The organism is Streptomyces sp. NPDC044064, assembly GCF_056434245.1.
On the sequence record NZ_JBWKFN010000039.1, the window covers coordinates 57,247 to 77,522 of the forward strand.

Annotated in this window: 17 protein-coding genes; 14 read left to right on the plus strand and 3 right to left on the minus strand. The window is 70.1% G+C overall.

All coding sequences use genetic code 11. The features are described from left to right. Nucleotides 1–27: 27 nt before the first annotated feature. The 7 genes from AC07DS_RS41025 (at nt 28) to AC07DS_RS41055 (ending at nt 9,972) form a co-directional block, all read left to right on the plus strand. A complete protein-coding gene (locus AC07DS_RS41025) occupies nt 28–981 on the plus strand; it encodes an ABC transporter ATP-binding protein (RefSeq protein ID WP_261386786.1) in 954 nt (317 codons plus the stop codon). After that, on the plus strand, nt 978–1,808 hold the full coding sequence (locus AC07DS_RS41030) for an ABC transporter permease (RefSeq protein WP_479153846.1): 831 nt from the start codon (nt 978–980) through the stop codon (nt 1,806–1,808). Before AC07DS_RS41025 ends, AC07DS_RS41030 begins: the two co-directional genes overlap by 4 nt. Before the next feature lie 14 nt (nt 1,809–1,822). After that, entirely contained in the window at nt 1,823–5,527 is a 3,705-nt protein-coding gene (locus AC07DS_RS41035; RefSeq protein ID WP_479153847.1) for a non-ribosomal peptide synthetase, read from the plus strand. Next, complete coding sequence (locus tag AC07DS_RS41040) at nt 5,527–6,279, plus strand: SDR family NAD(P)-dependent oxidoreductase (RefSeq protein ID WP_479153848.1); 753 nt, start codon at nt 5,527–5,529, stop codon at nt 6,277–6,279. Before AC07DS_RS41035 ends, AC07DS_RS41040 begins: the two co-directional genes overlap by 1 nt. 24 nt (nt 6,280–6,303) lie before the next feature. Next, nucleotides 6,304–7,521 (plus strand): nucleotide disphospho-sugar-binding domain-containing protein, encoded by a 1,218-nt coding sequence (locus tag AC07DS_RS41045; RefSeq protein WP_479153849.1) that lies wholly within the window; start codon nt 6,304–6,306, stop codon nt 7,519–7,521. After that, a complete protein-coding gene (locus AC07DS_RS41050; RefSeq protein WP_479153850.1) occupies nt 7,475–8,587 on the plus strand; it encodes a nucleotide disphospho-sugar-binding domain-containing protein in 1,113 nt (370 codons plus the stop codon). Before AC07DS_RS41045 ends, AC07DS_RS41050 begins: the two co-directional genes overlap by 47 nt. 458 nt (nt 8,588–9,045) lie before the next feature. Next, nucleotides 9,046–9,972: an NAD-dependent epimerase/dehydratase family protein gene (locus tag AC07DS_RS41055; RefSeq protein WP_479153851.1), complete on the plus strand. Its 927-nt coding sequence runs from the start codon at nt 9,046–9,048 to the stop codon at nt 9,970–9,972. Between the two features lie 82 nt (nt 9,973–10,054). Here the strand turns inward: AC07DS_RS41055 and rfbB are convergent, their stop codons facing one another. The 3 genes from rfbB to rfbH are packed head-to-tail and all read right to left on the minus strand — an operon-like array spanning nt 10,055 to nt 13,424. Further along, nucleotides 10,055–11,038, minus strand: coding sequence for a dTDP-glucose 4,6-dehydratase (rfbB, locus tag AC07DS_RS41060; protein ID WP_479153852.1), 984 nt, complete (start codon nt 11,036–11,038; stop codon nt 10,055–10,057). Beyond that, nucleotides 11,038–12,102 carry a glucose-1-phosphate thymidylyltransferase gene (locus AC07DS_RS41065; RefSeq protein WP_479153853.1) on the minus strand — a complete coding sequence of 355 codons (1,065 nt, stop codon included), beginning with the start codon at nt 12,100–12,102 and terminating at the stop codon, nt 11,038–11,040. The genes rfbB and AC07DS_RS41065 overlap by 1 nt, the downstream gene beginning before the upstream one ends. A gap of 17 nt (nt 12,103–12,119) precedes the next feature. Next, nucleotides 12,120–13,424 carry a lipopolysaccharide biosynthesis protein RfbH gene (gene rfbH, locus AC07DS_RS41070; protein ID WP_479153854.1) on the minus strand — a complete coding sequence of 435 codons (1,305 nt, stop codon included), beginning with the start codon at nt 13,422–13,424 and terminating at the stop codon, nt 12,120–12,122. A gap of 220 nt (nt 13,425–13,644) precedes the next feature. On the opposite strand from rfbH, the gene AC07DS_RS41075 reads away from it, so the two are divergent. From AC07DS_RS41075 to AC07DS_RS41105, 7 genes are all read left to right on the plus strand, one after another. Continuing rightward, on the plus strand, nt 13,645–14,664 hold the full coding sequence (locus AC07DS_RS41075; RefSeq protein ID WP_479153855.1) for a class I SAM-dependent methyltransferase: 1,020 nt from the start codon (nt 13,645–13,647) through the stop codon (nt 14,662–14,664). Then, a complete protein-coding gene (locus AC07DS_RS41080; RefSeq protein ID WP_186581864.1) occupies nt 14,661–15,602 on the plus strand; it encodes an SRPBCC family protein in 942 nt (313 codons plus the stop codon). The genes AC07DS_RS41075 and AC07DS_RS41080 overlap by 4 nt, the downstream gene beginning before the upstream one ends. A gap of 2 nt (nt 15,603–15,604) precedes the next feature. Beyond that, on the plus strand, nt 15,605–16,873 hold the full coding sequence (locus AC07DS_RS41085; RefSeq protein ID WP_145885175.1) for a beta-ketoacyl-[acyl-carrier-protein] synthase family protein: 1,269 nt from the start codon (nt 15,605–15,607) through the stop codon (nt 16,871–16,873). Continuing rightward, entirely contained in the window at nt 16,870–18,087 is a 1,218-nt protein-coding gene (locus AC07DS_RS41090) for a ketosynthase chain-length factor (RefSeq protein ID WP_479153856.1), read from the plus strand. The genes AC07DS_RS41085 and AC07DS_RS41090 overlap by 4 nt, the downstream gene beginning before the upstream one ends. A gap of 31 nt (nt 18,088–18,118) precedes the next feature. Further along, nucleotides 18,119–18,376, plus strand: coding sequence for an acyl carrier protein (locus tag AC07DS_RS41095; RefSeq protein ID WP_145885173.1), 258 nt, complete (start codon nt 18,119–18,121; stop codon nt 18,374–18,376). Between the two features lie 227 nt (nt 18,377–18,603). Continuing rightward, on the plus strand, nt 18,604–19,485 hold the full coding sequence (locus AC07DS_RS41100) for an ABC transporter ATP-binding protein (protein ID WP_479153857.1): 882 nt from the start codon (nt 18,604–18,606) through the stop codon (nt 19,483–19,485). Continuing rightward, entirely contained in the window at nt 19,485–20,207 is a 723-nt protein-coding gene (locus AC07DS_RS41105) for an ABC transporter permease (RefSeq protein WP_145885171.1), read from the plus strand. The genes AC07DS_RS41100 and AC07DS_RS41105 overlap by 1 nt, the downstream gene beginning before the upstream one ends. Nucleotides 20,208–20,276: the final 69 nt, after the last annotated feature.

Sequence of the window (20,276 nt, forward strand, 5' to 3'; positions counted from 1 at the left end):
CCGATGTCTACTAGAGGTGTCACTGCCATGGTCGACCTAGCGATAGAAACGGCCGGGCTCTCCAAGGTCTACGTCGGGGGCAGTCAGTCCGTCCCAGCGGTGACGAGCCTGGACCTGGAGATCCGGACCGGCGAGCTGTTCGGGCTGCTCGGCCCCAACGGTGCGGGAAAGTCCACGACGATCGGCATGCTCACGACTCTGGTCACCCCGACCGGGGGACGAGCGACCGTCGCGGGCGCGGACGTGATCAAGCGTCCCGTCGACGTCAAGCGCAGGATCTCGGTCGTCACCCAGGACACCGGGCTCGACCGTGGCCTGACCCTCAGCCAGAACCTCGAAATGCGCGGGCGGCTCTTCGGCATGACCGGCAGGGAATCCCGCCGGCGCGCCCTGGAGCTGTTGGAGGTCTTCGGCCTGGCGGAGCGGGCGAAGGCGAAGGTGGGATGGGTCTCCGGCGGCCAGGCGCAGCGCCTGAAGATCGCCCGGTCCCTGATGCACCGGCCCGACGTGCTCTTCCTCGACGAACCCACCACCGGCATCGACACCCAGGCCCGCCTCAACCTCTGGGAAGCGCTGCGGGAGCTCCACGCCTCCGGGCAGACGATCGTGCTCACGAGCCACTATCTGGAGGAAGTCGAGTCGCTCTGCCAGCGGGTGGCAGTGATCGACGACGGTTCCCTGCTGGCCTGCGACACCGTGGCAGGACTGAAGCGGACGGCGGGCGCGGACACCGTCTTCACCATGGACTTCGACGGCCCCGCCGAGCCGGTCGCGGAGACGGCGGGCAAGCTGCCCGGCGTACGCAGGACCGAGACCGACGGCAACCGGCTGCGGGTCTACTCCACCGAGCCCGAGGGCCTGTTCGGCAAGATCGCGGACGCGGGCGCCGACCACGGCCTTTCGGTCAGCAACGCCTTCACCACGCCGCCCAGCCTCGAGACGGCCTTTCTCGCCCTGACCGGAAGGGACTTCCAGGCATGACCGCCTTTGCGTCACTCGACGCCGGCCGGCCCCGGCCGCACGCCACCTACGCCAAGGCGTTCCGCGCGCTGTTCTGGCGCGATCTGCTGGTGTGGCGGCAGGACGCGATCATGTTCCTGATCAAGGTGCTTTCGCAGCCGGTACTGCTCACCTTCACCTTCGCGTTCGTGCTGCCCAAGGTCGGCACCGGCGTGGGCGGCTCGTCGGCGTATGCGACCACCCTGGTGCCCGGGCTCGTCGCCGTCGCCATCGCGAACCAGGGCCTCACGAGCGTGATGATGCCGCTCCTGATGGAGCTGACCTACAAGGACATCGAGGACCGGGCGCTCGCCCCGATCCCTCTGTGGTCGGTGGCGGTCCAGAAGATCATCTCGGCCGGCTTCCAGGGCCTGCTCTCCGGGGTCGTGGTCTTCCCCGTGGTCATGGTGGTGCACGCCAAGGGCCAGGCACCGGACGTCCATGTGCACAACTGGCCGCTGTTCCTCGCCGTGCTGATTCTGTCCTCGATGCTCGCGGCGAGCTGCGGGCTGGTCTGCGGAACGCTCCTTGAGATCCAGAAGGCCAGCACCATGATCGTCCTGATCGTGCTGCCGATGACGATGTTCGGCTGCGTGTACTACTCGTGGTCGGCGCTCCACTCCATCGAATGGCTTCAGTACGCGGTGCTGATCAACCCCGTCGTCTACATGAGCGAGGGGATGCGGGCTTCCCTCACTCCCCAGCTCGGCCACATGCCCATCTGGGCGGTGCTGGGCGTGCTGACCCTCGGGGTCGCCGCCGTCGGGACCTTCGCCTGCCACCGTTTCGTCCGCCGCATCCAGAGTTGAGAGGCCGCTCGCCCATGCGACTTGAGCTGAACGGCGTCCCGCCGTTGGAACTCCCCACCGACCGGCCCCGGCCGGCTCCGCCGGACCCCGGCTGGGACCGGGTCGCCTTCACGGTGCCCGCCGCGTTCGCCGCCACCGCCCGGTACGCGACGCTGCTCACCGCCTTCGCCACTCTGCTGGCTCGCCACAGCGGACAGTGGAGCGTGCCGGTCGGCACCCCGGGCCTCGGCACACCGGCGCTGGTGTGCGAGCTGACCGGCGACCCGGCCTTCGACGAGGCCGTCGAGCGGGTCGGCCGCACGCTGGCGGACTCCACGACCACGCCGTCCGGTGACCTCCCCTGCCGGGTGCTCTTCGACCTGTACGAGGAAGAGGCCACCGCACCCGCCACGGCGACCGGCGCAGACACCGAGCTGGCCATGTGGCTCCGCACGGAGCCGGACGGGTCGATCGCCGGGGTGCTGGAGTACACCACCGCCCTGTTCGACCACGACACCGTCGAGCGGATGGCCGAACGGTTCCTGGCCCTGCTGACGGCCGCGGCACAGCGGCCGCAGACACCCTTGTCCGCCCTGGACCTGCTCCCTGCGGCCGAACGCGACCTGCTGGTACGTCGCTGGAACGACACTGCCGTGCCGCGCGAGTGGCGCCCGGTGCATGAACTCTTCGCCGACCACGTGGGGTCCGCCCCGGACGCGGTTGCCCTGGTCGATGCCGGATCGCCGGACGGCACCCACGTGACGTACCGGGAACTCGACGAACGGGCCGAGTGGTACGCCAGGCGGCTGCTCGCCGCGGGCGTGCAGCCCGAATCCGTGGTCGGCGTGCTGGCCGACCGGAACCCCGAGCTCGTGGCCGCTCTGCTCGGCGTGTGGAAGGCGGGTGCGGCCTACCTGCCGCTCAACCCGGAGCTGCCCGCCGACCGGATCCACTACATGCTCGGGGACTCCGGTGCCTCCGTCGTGATCGCGGAGGCCGGACACCGCAGGCTGCTGCCGGAGGGGTTTCCCGGTGCGGTCCTGGAGCTCGGCACCGGCCCGGCCCCGGCGGTCGCGGCCCCGCCGCAGCCCTCCACGGCCGGCCGGCTCGCCTATCTGATGTACACCTCGGGGTCCACCGGACGCCCCAAGGGCGTGAAGATCGAACACCGGTCTCTGGCCAACCTGCTCCTCTCCATGCGCGACGAGGTCGGCGCCGGCGGCACCTGGCTGGCCGTCACCTCGACGTCCTTCGACATCTCGGGCCTGGAGCTGTACCTCCCGCTCGTCTCCGGCGGCCGGATCGTGCTGGCGGGCACCGAGCAGGCCCGCGACGGCCAGACCCTGGTGAAGGTGATCGAGGCCCACGAGGTGAGCCACGTCCAGGCCACCCCGTCCAGCTGGAAGCTGTTGCTCCAGGCGGGGTTCGACTTCCCTTCGGTCGTTGCCCTGGCCGGCGGCGAAGCGCTCTCCCTCGATCTCGCCCGGCGGCTCCGGCCCCGGGTGCGGCGGCTCGTCAACGTGTACGGGCCAACCGAGACCACCATCTGGTCCACGCTGTGGGAGGTGCCGCGTGACCCCGACCGGGTCGCCATCGGACGGCCTCTGCAGAACACCACCACATACGTACTCGACGAGCGCCAGGCGCTCCTGCCGGTCGGGGTGCCCGGCGAGCTCTGCATCGGCGGCACCGGGCTCGCCCGGGGTTACCGGAACCGGCCCGACGAGACCGCCGCCCGCTTCGTCCGCAACCCCTTCGGGCCGCCGGGGTCCCGGCTCTATCGCACCGGCGACATCGTCAGGACCCGCCCCGACGGCACCCTCGAATACCTCGACCGGGCCGACAACCAGGTGAAGATCCGCGGACATCGCATCGAGCCGGACGAGATCGCCGCCGTACTGCGCACCCACGACGGGGTCGCCGACGCCCTGGTCGTTGCCGCCAAGATCGGGTCCGCGCAGCACCTGGTGGCGTACTGGATCCCGGCGGATCCGGACCGGCGGGCGACCGACACCGAACTCGTCGGGTACTGCCGCCTGCGGCTGCCCGCCTACATGATTCCGATCCGCTTCCTCGCCCTGGACGCCTTCCCGCTCAACCTCAGCGGAAAGGTGGACCGCAAGGCGCTGCCCGCGCCGGACCTCATGGAGCCCGCCGCCGATGATGCCGGAGCGCCCCCGCTGGCGGGGCCGGTCGCGGAACGCCTGGCGGCCCTGTGGAGCGAGCTGTTCGACGGACTGCCGATCCACCACGCCGGGCACCACTTCTTCGAGCTCGGCGGCACATCCTTGCTCGCGGCCCGCCTCACGGCCGGAATCCGCGAACACTTCGGGCTCACGGTCCCCCTGAGCACCGTCTTCACCCACCCCACCCTTGCCCGCCTTGCCGAGGTCGTGGAAGCGGGCACCAAGGCGGAGATCGATCCGCTCGGCGTCACCGACGCGTCCGGAGCGGTACGGCTGCCTCCGCAGCCCGCCAGCTACCTCTCGGGGGAGGAGACACCCAGCACCCGGTACGTGTGCCAGCTCGCCTGGTGGATCGAGGGCGAGGTCGACCGCGGTGCCCTCGCCGCGGCCCTGGCCGATGTGCAACGGCGGCACGAGGCGCTGGGTGCCCGCTACCTCGTGGACGAGGGCCTGGCCGTGCCGGCCGTGGAGGACCGTGAGCCGGAATTCCACGACCTGCCCGACGCCGGAACCGAGGACGAGGCGGTGGCGACGCTCCGGGCGACGCTCTTCCGGCCCCTGGACATCGCGAACGGCCGGGTGTGGCGCACCGCCATCCTGCGGTCCGGGGACACCGGCCGCACCCTGTTCGGGCTGACGGCTCATCATGCCGCCTTCGACGGGCTCTCCGAGGAGCCGTTCGCCGCCGATCTCAGTGTGGCCTACCAGGCCCGCCTGGCCGGAGCGGCACCCGTCTTCCCGGCACCGGCCCCCACACTCGCCGAGCTCGCCACCGCCTACCAGCAGGGACTGGCGCTCGCCGACCTGGCGTCCCAACGACGCTTCTGGAAGCGCGAGATGGACGGGCTCCCGGAGCTCGAACTCCCCCAGCACCTGCCGTCCACGGCGGCGTCCGGCCCCATCGCCAAGGCCCAGGCCCACGTCACCGCCGCCGAGCTCGCGCCCTGGGACGACCACTGCCGCCGGCGCGGCAGCAGCAGGACCGGCGCCCTCGTGGGCGTGTACGGTGCGGCGCTCGCCGGCCTCACCGGCCAGAGCGACTTCGGGATCATGGTGCCGGTCGCCAAACGGACGGCGCTGGGCGGTATCACCTGCCGAATCGACTCCGTGTGCGTACGGCTGCGGTCCGCCTCGGGCGCGGACTGGTTCGACGCGGCCCAGGACGCGGTCGCCGGTGCGCTGGCGGCGCAGGACGTCACCTTCGGCGATGTCGCGCGGATGGCGTTCATGGCGGGCAGCGGACTCTCCCTGCTGAACCTGCCGATGCTGCTCCTGCATGACGAGGGGCTCCCCGTGCTGACGCTGCCCGGCTGCCGGTCCCAGGTGCTGCGCCTTGACGCACCCGCCACGGCCACCGAGATCGAACTGGCCGTCAAACCCGGTGCCGACGATGGCCTGGAACTGACGGTCAGTACCCGGGCCGACCGGCTGCCGGCCGGGTTCGGCCGACGTGTCCTCGACGAGATCGTCCGCATGCTCCGCGCGGCACCGGGGGCCGCGCCGCAGACCTCCGCCACCGCGACCGATCAGGAAATTCAGGAGGTGACGCACTGATGGATCTGGGACTCTCGGGCCGCACCGTGCTCGTCACAGGTGCGACCGGCGACCTGGGAACCGTAGTGGCCAGGGCATTCGCCGAGGCCGGCGCACGGGTCGTGACCGGATACAACACCAACCGGGAAGCCGCCGAGCGGCTCGCCGAAGAGCTCGGCAACGGCTCCTTCGCCATCCGCTACAGCCTCGACGACCCCGATTCCGTCGCCGCTGCGGTGACGGAGATCGAGCGCTCCCACGGCGGCCTCGACGTGCTGGTCCCGCTGGCCGCGCGGCTCTCGGGCCGCCGTCCCGACGCGGACTCCTTCGCGACCGCCCCGCCCGAGGAGTGGGTGCCGTTCGTCGAGGACAACCTCCTGCGGACGCTGCGCACCGTGCAGCTCGCGCTGCCCGCCATGCGGGAACGCGGCTGGGGCCGGATCGTCCTGGTCTCCTCCCACCTCGCCCGGAACGGCCGTGCGGGCATGGAGTTCTACGGTGCCGCCAAGGCGGCGCTGCATGGCTTCACCCGCAGCCTGATGTGGGACGCGGGAGCCTCCGGTGTGCTGGTCAACGTCGTCTGCCCCGGGGTGACTCTCACCGAGCGGGTCCGGGCCAGGATGCCCGAGCAGGCGCGCGAGGCGGAGCGGGCCGTGACGCCCAGCCGCACGCTCACCCGGCCCGAGGACGTGGCCAACCTGATCGTCTTCCTCGCATCGGCGGCCAACGGCAACATCACCGGCGAGACGATCACCGTCGCCGGCGGGCGCTGACGCGTACGTCACCGAGGAGAAGCCTTGCGCGTACTGTTCACAGCCATCTGGCCGACTCATCTCATGCCCATGGTTCCGCTGGCCTGGGCCCTGCGGGCGGCCGGCCACGAGGTCCTGGTGGCGGGCGACGCCGACGTGGCCCTGGCGGGCACGAGGGCAGGCCTGTCGGCGGCGGAGATCGTCGGCGTCCCGCCCGGAGGAACCGGGGCGGCCCCGTCGGTCGCCGACCGGACGCGCCGCCGGGTGGACACCTATCTGGCCGGCTACCGCGAGACGGCCGACACCTGGCGGCCCGACCTGATCGTCACCGATCCGCTGGAGTGGAACGCGCTGATTCTCGGCGGGCTCCTCGACATTCCCGTCGTCCATGTGCGGTTCGGCCCGGGAGACCTGCCCGACACGGCGTTCCGCGTGGCGGCCGAGGCCCTGCGGGACACCTGCGCGGAGCTGGGCCTTGTCGACGGGCTGCCGGAACCCGACCTCATTGCCGACCCCTGCCCTCCCGGCCTGCAGACACCCGGCCTGCGCCCCGCGCGCCAAGTCCGCTACGTGCCCTACAACGGGCCGGGCTCGTTCCACCCGGAGCTGCTCACCTCCCCCGCCCGCCGGCGGGTGCTCGTCCTCTTCAGCGTTGACGGACTGGAAAAGGAACCCGTCCTTGCGCTGATGAAGAACCTGCTGCGCGGCTGCGACCGGCTGCCGGGCACCGAGACGCTGGTGGCGGCTTCGTCGTGGCTCCGCGAGAGCCTGCGCGAGAGCGAGTCGTACGGCTCCGTACGGGTCATCGACCCGGTACCGATCCAGTCGCTCCTGTACGACTGCGACCTCGTGGTGCACCACGGCGGGCACGGCACGGCGAGCACGGCCGCCGCGTACGGCGTGCCGCAGGCCGTCGTCGTGCCCCCGCTTCCCGAAGGCCCAAGGCATTCCCTGCTCGTCGACTGCGCCGAGCGCGTCCGGGCGTTCGGGGCGGGCCGATGGCTCGACGACCCCCAGACCCTCGCCACCCCGGACGGCATCGCCGCCGCCCTGGCCGAGGCACTGGACGAACCGGCATACCGCGACCGGGCGAACCGGCTGTGTACCGGGATCGACGCACTTCCCACGCCCGCCGACCTGGTCGGCACTCTTGAACAGCTCTGCACGGAGGACGCTGGTGCGCATACTCGTCGGGGCCACCTGGCCCACTCACCTGATGCCGATGGTTCCGCTGATCTGGGCGCTGCGCTCGGCAGGGCATGACGTCCTGGTGGCGGGCACGGAAGACGTGGTCCGCGCGGCCGAGACCGCCGGACTGCCCGCCGCGCCGCTCGGCGGAGGCGACAGCGTGCCGCGGAAGCGGAACGTGCCGGGACACCTGGGCGTGGACCGGGCGGGGGAGCATGGCGGGGTATGGGAAGCCGGGTGGGACCGGCTCGCGCGGCGGTGGCTCGGCAGGATCGACACCGTGCTCGACGACTATCTCGCCCTGGCCGCCCGGTGGCGGCCGGATCTCGTGCTCTGCGAGCCGCTCGAGTTCAGCGGGCTGATCGTGGGCGGCGTCCACGATGTGCCGGTGGTGCAGCACCGGTGGGGACCCGATGTCCTCACCACCCAGGCCTGGGGACCGGCCCGGGAAATCCTGCACACCGCCGCGGTGGAGGCCGGATGCGACAGCGGCCTTCCGGCGCCGTCGCTCATCGTCGACCCCTGCCCGCCCAGCCTGCAGCACCCCGAGGCGGCCGCCGCACGGACGGTGCGCTACCTGCCGTACAACGGGCCGGGCAGGCTGCCCGCCGAGGTGCCCGCGCGGAGCGGGCGTCGCGTCCTGGTCTGCCTGGGCACCCGCTCCCTGGCCCTTGACGGCCGCCGGGAGCTGACCATCGCGGCTCTGGAGGCGTGCGCCGGGCTTGAGGCCGTCGTCACCTGTGTCCCGGAGCACCAGGAGGAGCTGCGGGCGCGGGCGCCGGAGTCGGTGACGATCGTCGACCCGGTGCCCCTCAACCTGGTCATGGACGGCTTCGACTGCGCCGTCGTCTACGGCGGGGCGGGAACCACCCACACGGCGCTTCACTTCGGGGTGCCCCAGGTCGTACTCGCTCCCGGACATCCGGTGCTGCAGGTGCTGGGCGAGCGGCTGGAGGCGTGCGAGGCGGGCCGGCTGGTGCCCGAGGCGGAGCAGGGTGATCCGGAGCGGATCCGGGCGGCGCTCCTTGACGTCCTGGACGATCCATGGCACCGGGAGGGCGCGGAGCGGCTCCGGGACGAGATGGCGGCTCAGCCCGCACCGTCCGAGCTGGTCGGGGCCCTGGAGACGCTGGCGCGCTAGGGGGTGTCGTTCGGATCATCCCGGCGTCGCGGGGTCTGGCACGCACATCTGCCGCGTTGTCGTCACTCGCCGACTCCCCCCCCGCTCGACTGGGCTCGCGCGGGGGGACCCCCATCGCGTCGACTCCCTCCTCCGCCTTGCAGCTGCACGCACCAGACCCCGCTCGGGTCGGCCAGTCCGAACTGTTCGTCACGGCCGGCCTGATCCGAACGACACCCCCTAGGCCCTGTCGTCAAATTCCCGTCTGCCCCACGACGCCTGGCACGCACTCTCGCCGCACCGGGCGAAAGCCCAAGTACGTCCAGTACGAGGACTTCCGCCCGGCACGCCGAGAGCACGCACCAGACGCCGCGAGGCCGCCCTTCGGGCGACGACGGGAATTTGACGACAGGACCTAGCCCGCGTCCGCTCCCGTGGCTTCGAGGGCAGCTCTAAGATCCTCTGCCACGATCCTGAACATGTCACAGAACATGGTGATTTTTGGTGGAACGGGGTTCGTGGGCCGGCACATCTGCGCGGCCCTGAACGAGGAGGTCACGGTCGTGGGACGCTCCAGGCCCCACGACCTTCCCATGGGCGCCAAGTTCGTCGCCATGGACGTCGCGAGGAGCGGCCCGGAATCGATAGCGGAACTGCTGCGCGCGGAGTCCCCCCGGATCGTCGTCAACGCGGCGGGAGAGGTGTGGGGCGGTGACGAGGAGCGCATGGTGCGTTCCAATGTCACGCTGGTCGAGCATCTGCTCGCCGCCCTCGCCGCCGTCGGCGGACGGATCCGCCTGGTCCACCTGGGCTCGGTGCACGAGTACGGGGCGATCGCCCAGGGCACCCGGATCGACGAGCACACCGAAACCGTGCCGGCCTCCGCCTACGGGCGGACGAAGCTTCAGGCCACGAACGCCGTCCTCGACGCGACGCGCGGCGGACGGGTGTCGGGGATGGTCCTGCGCGTGTCGAACGTGATCGGGCCGGGCCTGTCCCCGGTGAGCCTCCCCGGCGCGACGACCGCCCGGCTGCGCGCCGCGCTCGGCACGGGGGAGCCCGCGGTCCTCACTCTGGTCAGCAGGCCCGAGCACCGTGACTTCATCGATGTGCGCGATCTGGTGGCCGCGGTCCTGGCGGCCGGCGAATCGGCCGTCGAGGGCGTCGTCAACATCGCCCGGGGTGAATCGGTGGACATACGGACCATGGTCGACGCCCTCGTCGCCATCAGCGGGGTGCCGACCGAGATCGTGACGGACGGCGAACCCGCCTGGCCCGTACGCGGATCGGACGGCCGCCAGCGGTACGACGTCACCGCCGCCCGGACACTGCTCGGCTGGACACCCCGCCGGAACCTGGAGGAGATGCTCCGGTCGCTGTGGGAGGCGGCGCTCACCGCCCACTGAATCACCTCGGTACGACGGACAGCGGCCGGGCTCCCAGGGAGCCCGGCCGCTGTTGTCCGTCTGTCCGTCGTGCGCCCCGCTGTCAGCCGGCGGACGCCTCGCCGTACTTGGCGGCCTTCCACCAGCCGGGATTGTCGCGGTACCAGGCGACGGTGTCAGCCAGGCCCTGCTCGAAGGACGTGAGCGGGGCGTAGCCCAGCTCCTCGCGGATCTTCGTTTCCTCGATGGAGTAGCGCAGATCGTGGCCCTTGCGGTCGGGGACCCTGCGGATCATCGACTCGTCGGCGCCCAGGAGCTCCAGGAGCGCGTGCGTGATCTGTACGTTGGTGCGCTCGTTGCCGCCGCCGATGTTGTAGACCTCGCCGGCCTGGCCCTTGGTCAGGACGAGCTGGATGCCCCGGCAGTGGTCGTCGACGTGCAGCCACTCGCGGATGTTGCGGCCGTCGCCGTACAGCGGCACCCGCTTGCCCTCGAGCAGATTGGTGATGAACAGCGGGATCAGCTTCTCGGGGTGCTGGTGGGGCCCGTAGTTGTTCGAGCACCGGGTGATCGACAGATCCAGGCCGTGCGTCTTCCAGTACGAGCGCGCCACCAGGTCCGAGCCCGCCTTCGACGCCGCGTACGGCGTATTGGGCTCCAGCGGCCACCTCTCCGTCCACGACCCCTCGGCGATCGACCCGTAGACCTCGTCCGTGGAGACGTGCACGACGCGCTCCACACCACTGCGCAGCGCCGCCTCAAGGACGTTCTGGGTGCCGCCGACGTTGGTGCGGACGAATTCGTGAGCCGCCTCGATGGAACGGTCGACATGCGACTCGGCGGCGAAGTGGATCACCGCATCGTGTCCGGGGAACACGTCGAGCAGCGCCGGCAGATCGCAGATGTCCTCGCGCACAAACGTGAGCCGTGGATGGTCCATCGGCAGGTTGGCGGTGTTCCCGGCGTAGGTCAGCTTGTCCACGACCGTGACGTGGACGTCCTCATAGCCGGGGTAGCCGTCGGCGAGCAGGGTCCGGACGTAGTGGGAACCGATGAAACCGGCTCCACCCGTGACGAGGAACCTCATCAGGCGGCCACCTCCACCAGAGTGTCGTCCCCCACGATGAGCCGGTGCTGCTCCTGGTCCTCCGGGGAACGGACCCGAGCCTGCCGCCCCACCAAGGAGCCCTGGATTCCGGCCACCTGGTCGATCGAGGCGCCCTCAAGCACGATGGAATCGCCGATGTCCGTCCCGGTCAGGACGCAGTCACGGCCGATCGCCGTGTACGGCCGCACGGCACAGCCCCGCAGCACGGTACCGGCGCCGATGACGGCGGGGCCGGTGACGCGGGAATCCACGACACGAGCCCCCGCCTCGACGACGACCGGCCCGCTGATCACGCTGGCCGCATCGACCTCTCCGGCGATCTCGTGGGTCAGCCCGTCCAGGAGCTCACGGTTGCACTCCAGGATGTCCTCGACACGACCAGTGTCCTTCCAGTAGCAGCCGTAGTCGCGGGCCCTTACGTCTGCGCCGGAGTCGACCAGCCACTGGATGGCATCGGTGATCTCCAACTCACCGCGCGCGCTGGGCTCGATGGCGGCGACCGCCTGGTGGATGGCCGGGGTGAAGAAGTACACGCCGATCAGAATGAGATCGCTGCGCGGCTCCTTCGGCTTCTCGACGAGCCGCTCCACCCTTCCGTCCGGGCCGACCTCGGCGACACCGAACGCGCTGGGGTCGGCCACCTTGACCACCATTCCGCTCGCGGCCGGCCGGTGGGCGCGGAAGTCCGCCGCGGCCTCGGCGACGCCGCCGACCACCACGTTGTCGCCGAGGTACATCACGAAGTCGTCGTCACCGAGGAAGTCCCGTGCGATGGCGACGGTGTGCGCGAGTCCGCGCGGTGCGTCCTGCTCGATGTAGGTGATCCGCAGCCCGAGCCCTGAGCCGTCGCCGACCGCGGCCTCGATCTGGTCCCGCCGGTCGCCCACGATCAGGCCGACCTCGGTCACCCCGATGTCCCGTATGTTCTCCAGACAGTGCACCAGTACGGGCTTGTTGGCGACCGGGACCAGCTGTTTCGGCATGGAGTGAGTGAAGGGGCGAAGCCTCGTGCCCTTTCCGCCCGAGAGAACCAAAGCCTTCATGTCCGTTCTCTTTCTGCTCAGCGGTGGCTCAGGGTGAATTGCCGGATGGAAGTGACCACGTAGTCGATCATCTCTTCGGTCAGCCCTGGATAGACTCCGACCCAGAACGTCCGCTCGGTGACGATGTCGCTGTTGGCGAGGTCCCCCACGACCCGGAACTTCCGGTCCTGATAGGCCGGGTGCCGGGTGAGGTTGCCGGCGAAGAGCAGTCGCGTGCCGATCTGCCGTGATTCAAGGAAGTCGATGAGTTCGCGACGGCCGAAGGGTGCTTCCGGCAGCACGGTGATCGCGAATCCAAACCAGGACGGATCACTGTCGGGGGCCGCCTCGGGCAGCAGAAGTCCGGGGATCCCTGCGAGCCCGTCGCGCAGTCGGAGCCAATTGCGCCGCCGGGCGACACCGAATTCGGAGAGCTTGCTCAGCTGGGTGAGTCCGAGTGCGGCCTGGAGATCGGTCGACTTCAGGTTGTAACCGACGTGCGAGAACATGTACTTGTGGTCGTAGCCGTAGGGCAGCGACCCCATCTGGTATTCGAAGCGCTTACGGCACTTGTTGTTCTCGCCGGGCTCGCACCAGCAGTCCCGCCCCCAGTCGCGCAGTGACTCGACGACCCTCGCCAGCACGAGGTTGTCGCTGAGCACACAGCCGCCCTCGCCCATCGTGATGTGGTGCGCCGGGTAGAAGCTGAGGGTGGCGAAATCGCCGAACGTGCCGGTCTGCCGTCCCTGGTACAGAGATCCCAGGGCGTCGCAGTTGTCCTCGATGAGGAACAGGTCGCGATCCTCGGCGAGCTGGGCGATTTCCGCCACCGGAAAGGGATTGCCGAGCGCGTGGGCGATCATGATGGCCCGGGTCCGGGGACCGATCGCGGCCTCGACCCGCTCGTATGTCGTGTTGTAAGTGCCGAGTTCGACGTCCACGAAGACGGGTATCAGCCCGTTCTGAATGATGGGATTCACCGTGGTCGGAAAACCTGCCGCGACGGTGATCACCTCATCACCGGGTACGAGCCGGCGGTCTTCGAGCTCGGGTGCCATCAGAGCCGACAGGGCGAGCAGATTCGCGGAGGACCCGGAGTTCGTGAGGTGTGCCTTCCTGCGGCCCAGTGTCTTGGCGAAGGTCCGCTCGAACTTCAGGGAATGGACCCCCGACGCTATCCGCATGTCGAGTGCGGCCCCGACGAGCGCTGCCCTGTCCTCCTCGTCAAGGACGGCACCGGACGGCAGAATGGGCGTGACCCCCGGAATGAACTCCGTTGGGGGCGAGGCATCCTGATGGTATTGGCGAACCTGCTTCAACAGCAGTGCTTTTCCCTCGTTCATTGTCACTGCCTCCAGGCAAGGCGTCGTTGGACCACTCCCACTGTCAAGGTGACGTGATCGGTTCGAGCCGTTATGGAGCGTCGATGGAAGCTCTGAAATCGGCCTCGGCCCGGCATTGAGGCTCGCTCGAACAGGCTCCCGCACGCTGGTATCCGGAACGACCCTTGGAGGCAAGTCGCCCCGGTCCCCGGCCCCTGATCTCACGGCGAAAGGAGTGCCCATGACGATCACTCGTCAGCGGCTGCTGGAGATGATGACGGCCTATCGGTCCACCTATCTGCTCCGCACCGCCGTGGAGCTGCGGCTGTTCGACGCCCTCGCCAACGGGCCGGCCGACGCCGGTGAAGTGGCGGCCACGCTCAAGACCTCACCGCGCGGGACCCGGATCCTGCTGCGGAGCCTCGTCGCCGCCGGGCTCCTTGACGCCGACGGCGAGCGCTTCCGGCTTCCCGACGGCGGTGCCGACCTGCTCGTCACCTCAAGTCCCGGCTATGCGGGTGCGAATGTGAACGTCGCCTCCAGCGACTGGGAGTGGGACACCATGAAGCGGCTCGGCGACATCGTACGGACCGGTGCCCCGCTCACCGAGGAGACGGCCGACTCACCCGGCTGTGGCTACTGGGTGGACTTCGCGGAGAACCTGACGTTCGTCACCAAGGCGGGTGCGGCTCTCGTGGCCGAGACGCTCGGCACCGGCCGGGCGGACATCCTGGACGTCGGCAGTGGCGCGGGCCTGTTCGGCTACGCCGTGGCAGGCGGAGATCCGCTGTCGCGGGTCTGGTGCCTGGACTGGCCGAACGTGCTCGATGTGGCCCGTAAGCACGCCGAACGGCTCGGGCTTGCCGACCGCACCGGATTCATCGCGGGTGACGCCTTCTCCGTGCCGCTCGGCGGCCCCTACGACGTCGTCGTCGTATCGAATCTGCTCTGTCAGTTCTCCAAGGAGCGCTCGAGCGCGCTCCTGCACAGGCTCTCGGGTGTGCTGCGGCCGGGCGGCCGGCTGGTGATCGCCGGCTTCACCACGGGCGATGTACCCCCGGCCCAGGCCCACCACGCCCACATGCTCGAACTGCTCATGCTGGCCTGGACGGCGGGTGGCGAAGTCCATTCCCCGGACGACTACGTGCGGATGCTGGACGCGTGCGGCCTCGTCGGCGCCCGTGTCCACCGGCGCGACGGCCTGCCGCTGCGGGTCGTCGTGGCCGAGAAGCCCGCCGCCGCCGACGAGGAGGAACAGTGACCACCCACGGAACGACTTCCCACAGCGTGACCGTCGGCAGGACGGCGGCGTCCGTCTACGCTCTGCTGGCCGACCCCACCGAGCCGGTCCGGTCCTCGCCCACGGTCGTGCACATCGCCTGCCTGGAGCGGACGGCGACCGGTGACCTGGTCCAGCGCTGGGTGGCCGACGGCGACGCCGTACGCACCTGGACGGCCCGGCGGGAGCTCGACCCCGCGGCCGGAACGGTCGCCTTCGAACACCTGGGGCCTCCGCCGCCGGTCACCTCCCTGCGCGGCGAATGGCGCGTGCGGACCGTGGGCCCGCAGGAGTGCCTCGTCGAACTGTGGCACTCCTGGGAGGCGGCCGACGACGACGGAGCGTTCGCCGCCCGGATGGAACGTGGAATTCCGATGCAGCTCGCCGCCCTCAAGCGGACGGCCGAGCAGGGCGCCGAGGCGGCTGCCCGCACCGTACGGCAGGAGGACACCCTGTTCCTCGACGCCCCGGTCAGCGAGGTACGGGCGTTCCTCCGCGACGCGGGCGCCTGGCCTCGGCGGGTGCCCGGCTGCCGCACCGCCGAGAGCGTTCACACCGGGCCGGAACACCAGATCGTGCTGTACGGGACGGGAGCGGCACCGGCGGCCCGGCGCGCCTTCGTCCACCTGCCGGACCGTACGGCCTGGAAGCAGCTCGGCGAGCTGCCCCCACTGCACACCTCATTGCACGGCACCTTCGCCCTGGAAACGGATGGAACCGGCACCCGGGTCACGGCGGTACGGACCGCCGTCCTCGGCCCCGTCGAGGCGTCCGGGACGGGGTGGGGCCGCGAAGAGCTGACGACACATGTGAACAAGGCGCGTGACGAAGCGGATCCGGCGCTCCTCGACGGCCTGGCGCGAGCCTTCGGCCCGGCCCGAGGTGCCCCGTCCGCTTCGCCCCGCTCGGAGGGAGCGTAACTATGGACCGGCGTGTCGCGATCACCGGTATCGGTGTGGTGGCACCTGGAGATCCCGGGAAGAAGGCCTTCTGGGATCGGATCGTCCAGGGCCGAACGGCCACAAGGGCTGTCACTTTCTTCGATCCGTCGCCATTCCGGTCCCGCATCGCGGCGGAGTGCGACTTCGACCCCGCCATGGAAGGACTGTCGCCGCAGGAGATCCGGCGCATGGACCGGGCCGCGCAGTTCGCCGTCGTCTGCACCCGCGACGCGCTCGCGGACAGCGGCCTGGAGGCCGAGGACGTCGCGCCGGGCCGGATGGGCGTGAGTCTCGGCAACGCCGTCGGCTGCACCACGAAGCTCGACGAGGAGTACAACGTCCTGAGCAACGGCGGCCGTGACTGGGTCGTCGACCCGGCCTACGCCGTCCCGCACCTCTACGACTACTTCGTCCCCAGCTCGCTCGCCGCCGAGGTCGCCTGGAAGGCCGGCGCGGAGGGCCCCGCCGCCCTGATCTCCGCCGGCTGCACCTCCGGCCTGGACTCGGTCGGGCACGCCACCGAGCTGATCCGCGAGGGCTCGGCGGACGTGATGATCGCCGGAGCCGCCGACGCTCCCCTGTCACCCATCACGTTCGCCTGCTTCGACGCCATCCGGGCCACCTCGAACCGCAACGACGACCCGGAACACGCGCTGCGGCCCTTCAACCGCACCCGCAACGGCTTCGTCCTCGCCGAGGGCGCCGCGGTACTGGTGCTGGAGGAGTACGACCGGGCGGTGCGGCGGGGCGCGCGCATCTATGCCGAGATCTCGGGCTTCGCCGCCCGCAGCAACGCCCATCACATGACGGGCCTGCGGCCGGACGGCCGGGAGATGGCCGAGGCCATCGACGCCGCGCTCGGCCAGGCCAAGCTGCCGGCCGAGGCGGTCGACTACATCAACGCGCACGGCACCGGCACCCGGCAGAACGACCGGCACGAGTCCGCGGCCTTCAAACGCAGCCTCGGGGCACACGCGCTCACGACCCCGGTGAGCTCGATCAAGGCGGTCATCGGGCACTCGTTGGGTGCCGTCGGTTCCATAGAGGTCGCGGCCTGCGCCCTGGCGATCGAGCACGGCGTCATCCCGCCGACGGCCAACCTCGACGACCCGGATCCGGAACTCGATCTCGATTACGTCCCCCTCGTGGCGCGCGAGAAGAAGCTCGACACGGTTTTGACGGTCGGCAGCGGCTTCGGCGGCTTCCAGAGCGCCATGCTGCTCACCCGGCCGGGAAAGGCGGCGAAATGACAGCGGTCATCACCGGAATCGGTGTGTGCGCGCCCAATGGGCTGGGCACCGAGGAATTCTGGAAGAGAACGCTCGACGCGACGAACGCGATCGGACTGATCGCACGGTTCGACGCGTCCTCCTACCCCGTCCGGCTCGCTGGTGAGATAAGCGGGTTCGACCCCGCCGCGCACCTTCCCGGGCGACTGCTTCCGCAGACCGACAGGATGACTCAGTTCGCGCTCGCGGCCACGGACTGGGCGATGGAGGACGCCGGCGCCGGCGCCGGTACCGAGGGATTCGACCCGTTCGACCGCGGCGTGGTCACGGCCAGCTCCGCGGGCGGCTTCGAATTCGGCCAGCGCGAGCTGGAGGCGCTCTGGTCGCGCGGCCCCGAGCACGTCAGCGTCTACCAGTCGTTCGCCTGGTTCTACGCGGTGAACACCGGCCAGATCTCCATTCGCCGGAACATGCGCGGCCCGACGGGTGTCATCGTCACCGAGCAGGCCGGCGGGCTCGACGTACTCGGCCAGGCCCGCAGGCATGTGCGCCGGGGTACGGGCATGGTGGTGTCGGGCGGGATGGAGTCACCGCTGTCGCCCTGGGCGGTGGCGGCACAGATCCCGAGCGGCAGGCTCAGCCGGCGGACCGACCCGGACCGGGCGTACCAGCCCTTCGACGAGCGGGCGAGCGGCCATGTGATCGGCGAGGGCGGCGCGATCCTGATCGTCGAGGACGCGGACAAGGCCAGGGAGCGGGGCGCCGCTCAGGTCTACGGAGAGATCGCCGGCTACTGCGCCACCTTCGATCCCGCGCAGGCCACCGGTCGTGGGCCGCGTCTGGAGGCGGCCGTGTCGGGCGCGCTGGCTGACGCGGGGATCCGCGCCGACGAGGTCGATGTCGTCTTCGCCGACGCGGCCGGGGTCCCGGACCTCGACCGGGCCGAGGCCACGGCACTGGCCGCCGTCTTCGGGCCGCGCGGGGTTCCGGTCACCGCGCCCAAGACCATGACCGGACGGCTGAGTTCCGGTGGTGCGCCGCTCGATGTCGCCGCTGCGCTGCTGTCGATCCGCGACGGAATCATCCCGCCGACCATCAACGTGACGCGCGAAGCCTTCCGCCACGAGCTCGATCTGGTCCGGGAGCCCCGGCAGGGCGCGGTGCGCACCGCCTTGATCGTCGCACGCGGCTACGGCGGGTTCAACGCCGCGCTGGTCGTCCGCTCGGTGGCATAGGCGCCAAGTCCCCCACATTGAGGAGAAAATCATGAGTGAGTTCAGCATCGACGACCTGAAGCGGATACTGCGCAAGGCCGCGGGTGAGGACGAGACGACCAGCCTTGACGGCGACATCCTCGAGCTGTCTTTCCAGGACCTCGGCTATGACTCCCTGGCCCGGATGGAGGCGGTCAGTCTCACCGAGCGCGAATACGGCATCTCCCTGTCCGAGGAGGAGATGGACGCGATCGTCACCCCCGGCGAGTTCCTGGCCTTCGTGAACGGCAGGATCTCCGCCGCCGCTTGACCTGATTGCAGAAGCGGGCATGAGCCCCCGTCCGGACCGCAAGGTTCCGTACGGGGGCTCATGCCTTTGCGCTCCGTCGGCGTAGGCAGGACATATCTCCTGCTCAGGAGAGCATCTTTGTCTCTGTTGGCGGGCGAAGCCGGAACCATAGCGTTGTCCCCATGACGCAAACAAGTACGTACTCCAGAGCGCCACAGAGGACGGGCTCTGCGGTGAGCTTCGCAAGCGTGACGAAGACCTATGGGAACGTCCACGCCGTCAACGGGCTCGACCTGGAGATCGAACGCGGGGATACGGTGGCACTCCTCGGCCCGAACGGAGCCGGCAAGTCCACCACCATCAACATGATGCTCGGCCTGCTTCCGCACGACGGCGGCGAGATCCGGCTCTTCGGCAACGAGCCCGGACGCGCCGTCCGGGAGGGGAAGATCGGCGCGATGCTCCAGGAGGGCGGGCTGATCCCCCGGGTCACCATCCAGGAGCTCATCAACTTCGTGCGCGGCACCTACGAGGCCCCGCTGCCCCTGGGTGAGATCCTGGAGACCGCCCAGCTCACCAAGCTCGCCACCCGGCGTGTCGACAAGCTCTCGGGCGGGCAGGCCCAGCGCGTCCGCTTCGCCCTCGCTCTGGCCGGCAACCCCGACCTGATCGTGCTCGACGAGCCCACGGCCGCGCTCGACATCCAGTCGCGCCGGGACCTCTGGACGACGATGGCGGCCTACGCCGCACGCGGCAACACCCTGCTCTTCTCCACCCATTACATGGAGGAGGCCGACGAATACGCCAAGCGCATCGTCGTCATCGCCCAGGGCAAGGTACTGGCCGACGGCACCGGAGCGGAGCTCAAGCGGAGCATGGGCGGCAAGATCGTGAGTATCGACCTCGGCGACGCCGGCGCCGACGGCTTCGCGAGGCTGCCGGGTGTCACCGAGGTGGAGGTCCGCGGCGCGCGGATCCACCTGACGACGTCCGACGCGGACCTCACCGTGACGACCCTTGCGCGAACAGGCCACCTGCGCAACGTAGAAGTGACCGGCGGGGGCCTTGAAGAGGCGTTCCTTGCCCTGACCAGTGGTCTGAACGCGAATCACCAGAGGAGCGGTTCCTGATGTTGCTCGGCTACCTGCGCCTTGAGCTGCGCCGCACCGTCCGCGACAGCGGCTTCCTCATCATGTCCCTGATCGCCCCCGTGGCGCTCTATCTGCTCTTCAGCCACCTGGGCGGCGGTCCTTCCAGCCACGACGAGCAGGTCCGGAACATGGCCGGTATGGCCGGCTTCGGCGCTCTGGGCGCGGTGATGAACAGCCTCGGCGGCGTCTCGGAGGACAAACGGGCCGGCTGGCTGCGCCAGCTCCGGCTCACCCCCCTCCCCCCGGTGACGGTGGTGCTCGGCCGCGCGATCACCTCGATGACCCTGGCCCTGCCGCCCGTCCTCGCCGTCACCCTGCTCGGCGGACTGGTCAACGGCGTGCATCTCAGCGCCGCGGAATGGGTGGGGACCGTCGGTGTCCTGTGGGTGGGCATCGCCCCCATCTCGATGCTGGCGATCGGCTGTGGCTATCTGCTGGACGGCGCCAAGGCACAGTCCATGGGCCTCGTCTCCTACCTGCTCCTGTCGGTGGTCGGCGGCTTGCTCATCGACGTCAAGAACTTCCCGCACTGGCTGGGACAGGTTTCGGGGTGGACACCGATCAACCGCTACAAGCAGTTGGTGTCGGACCTGGCCCTCGGCCACGCGCTGAGCACCACCGCCCTGGCGATCCTGCTCGTCTGGAGCGTGGCCCTGGCCGTCTTCGCCGCCTTCGGCTACCGACGGGGCACCACCGCCTGACCGGGAGGGCTGGCGTATTTTGATCAGTAAGTCCAGCGATGGCCATACATAGTTAGAGGAGGATGGGAC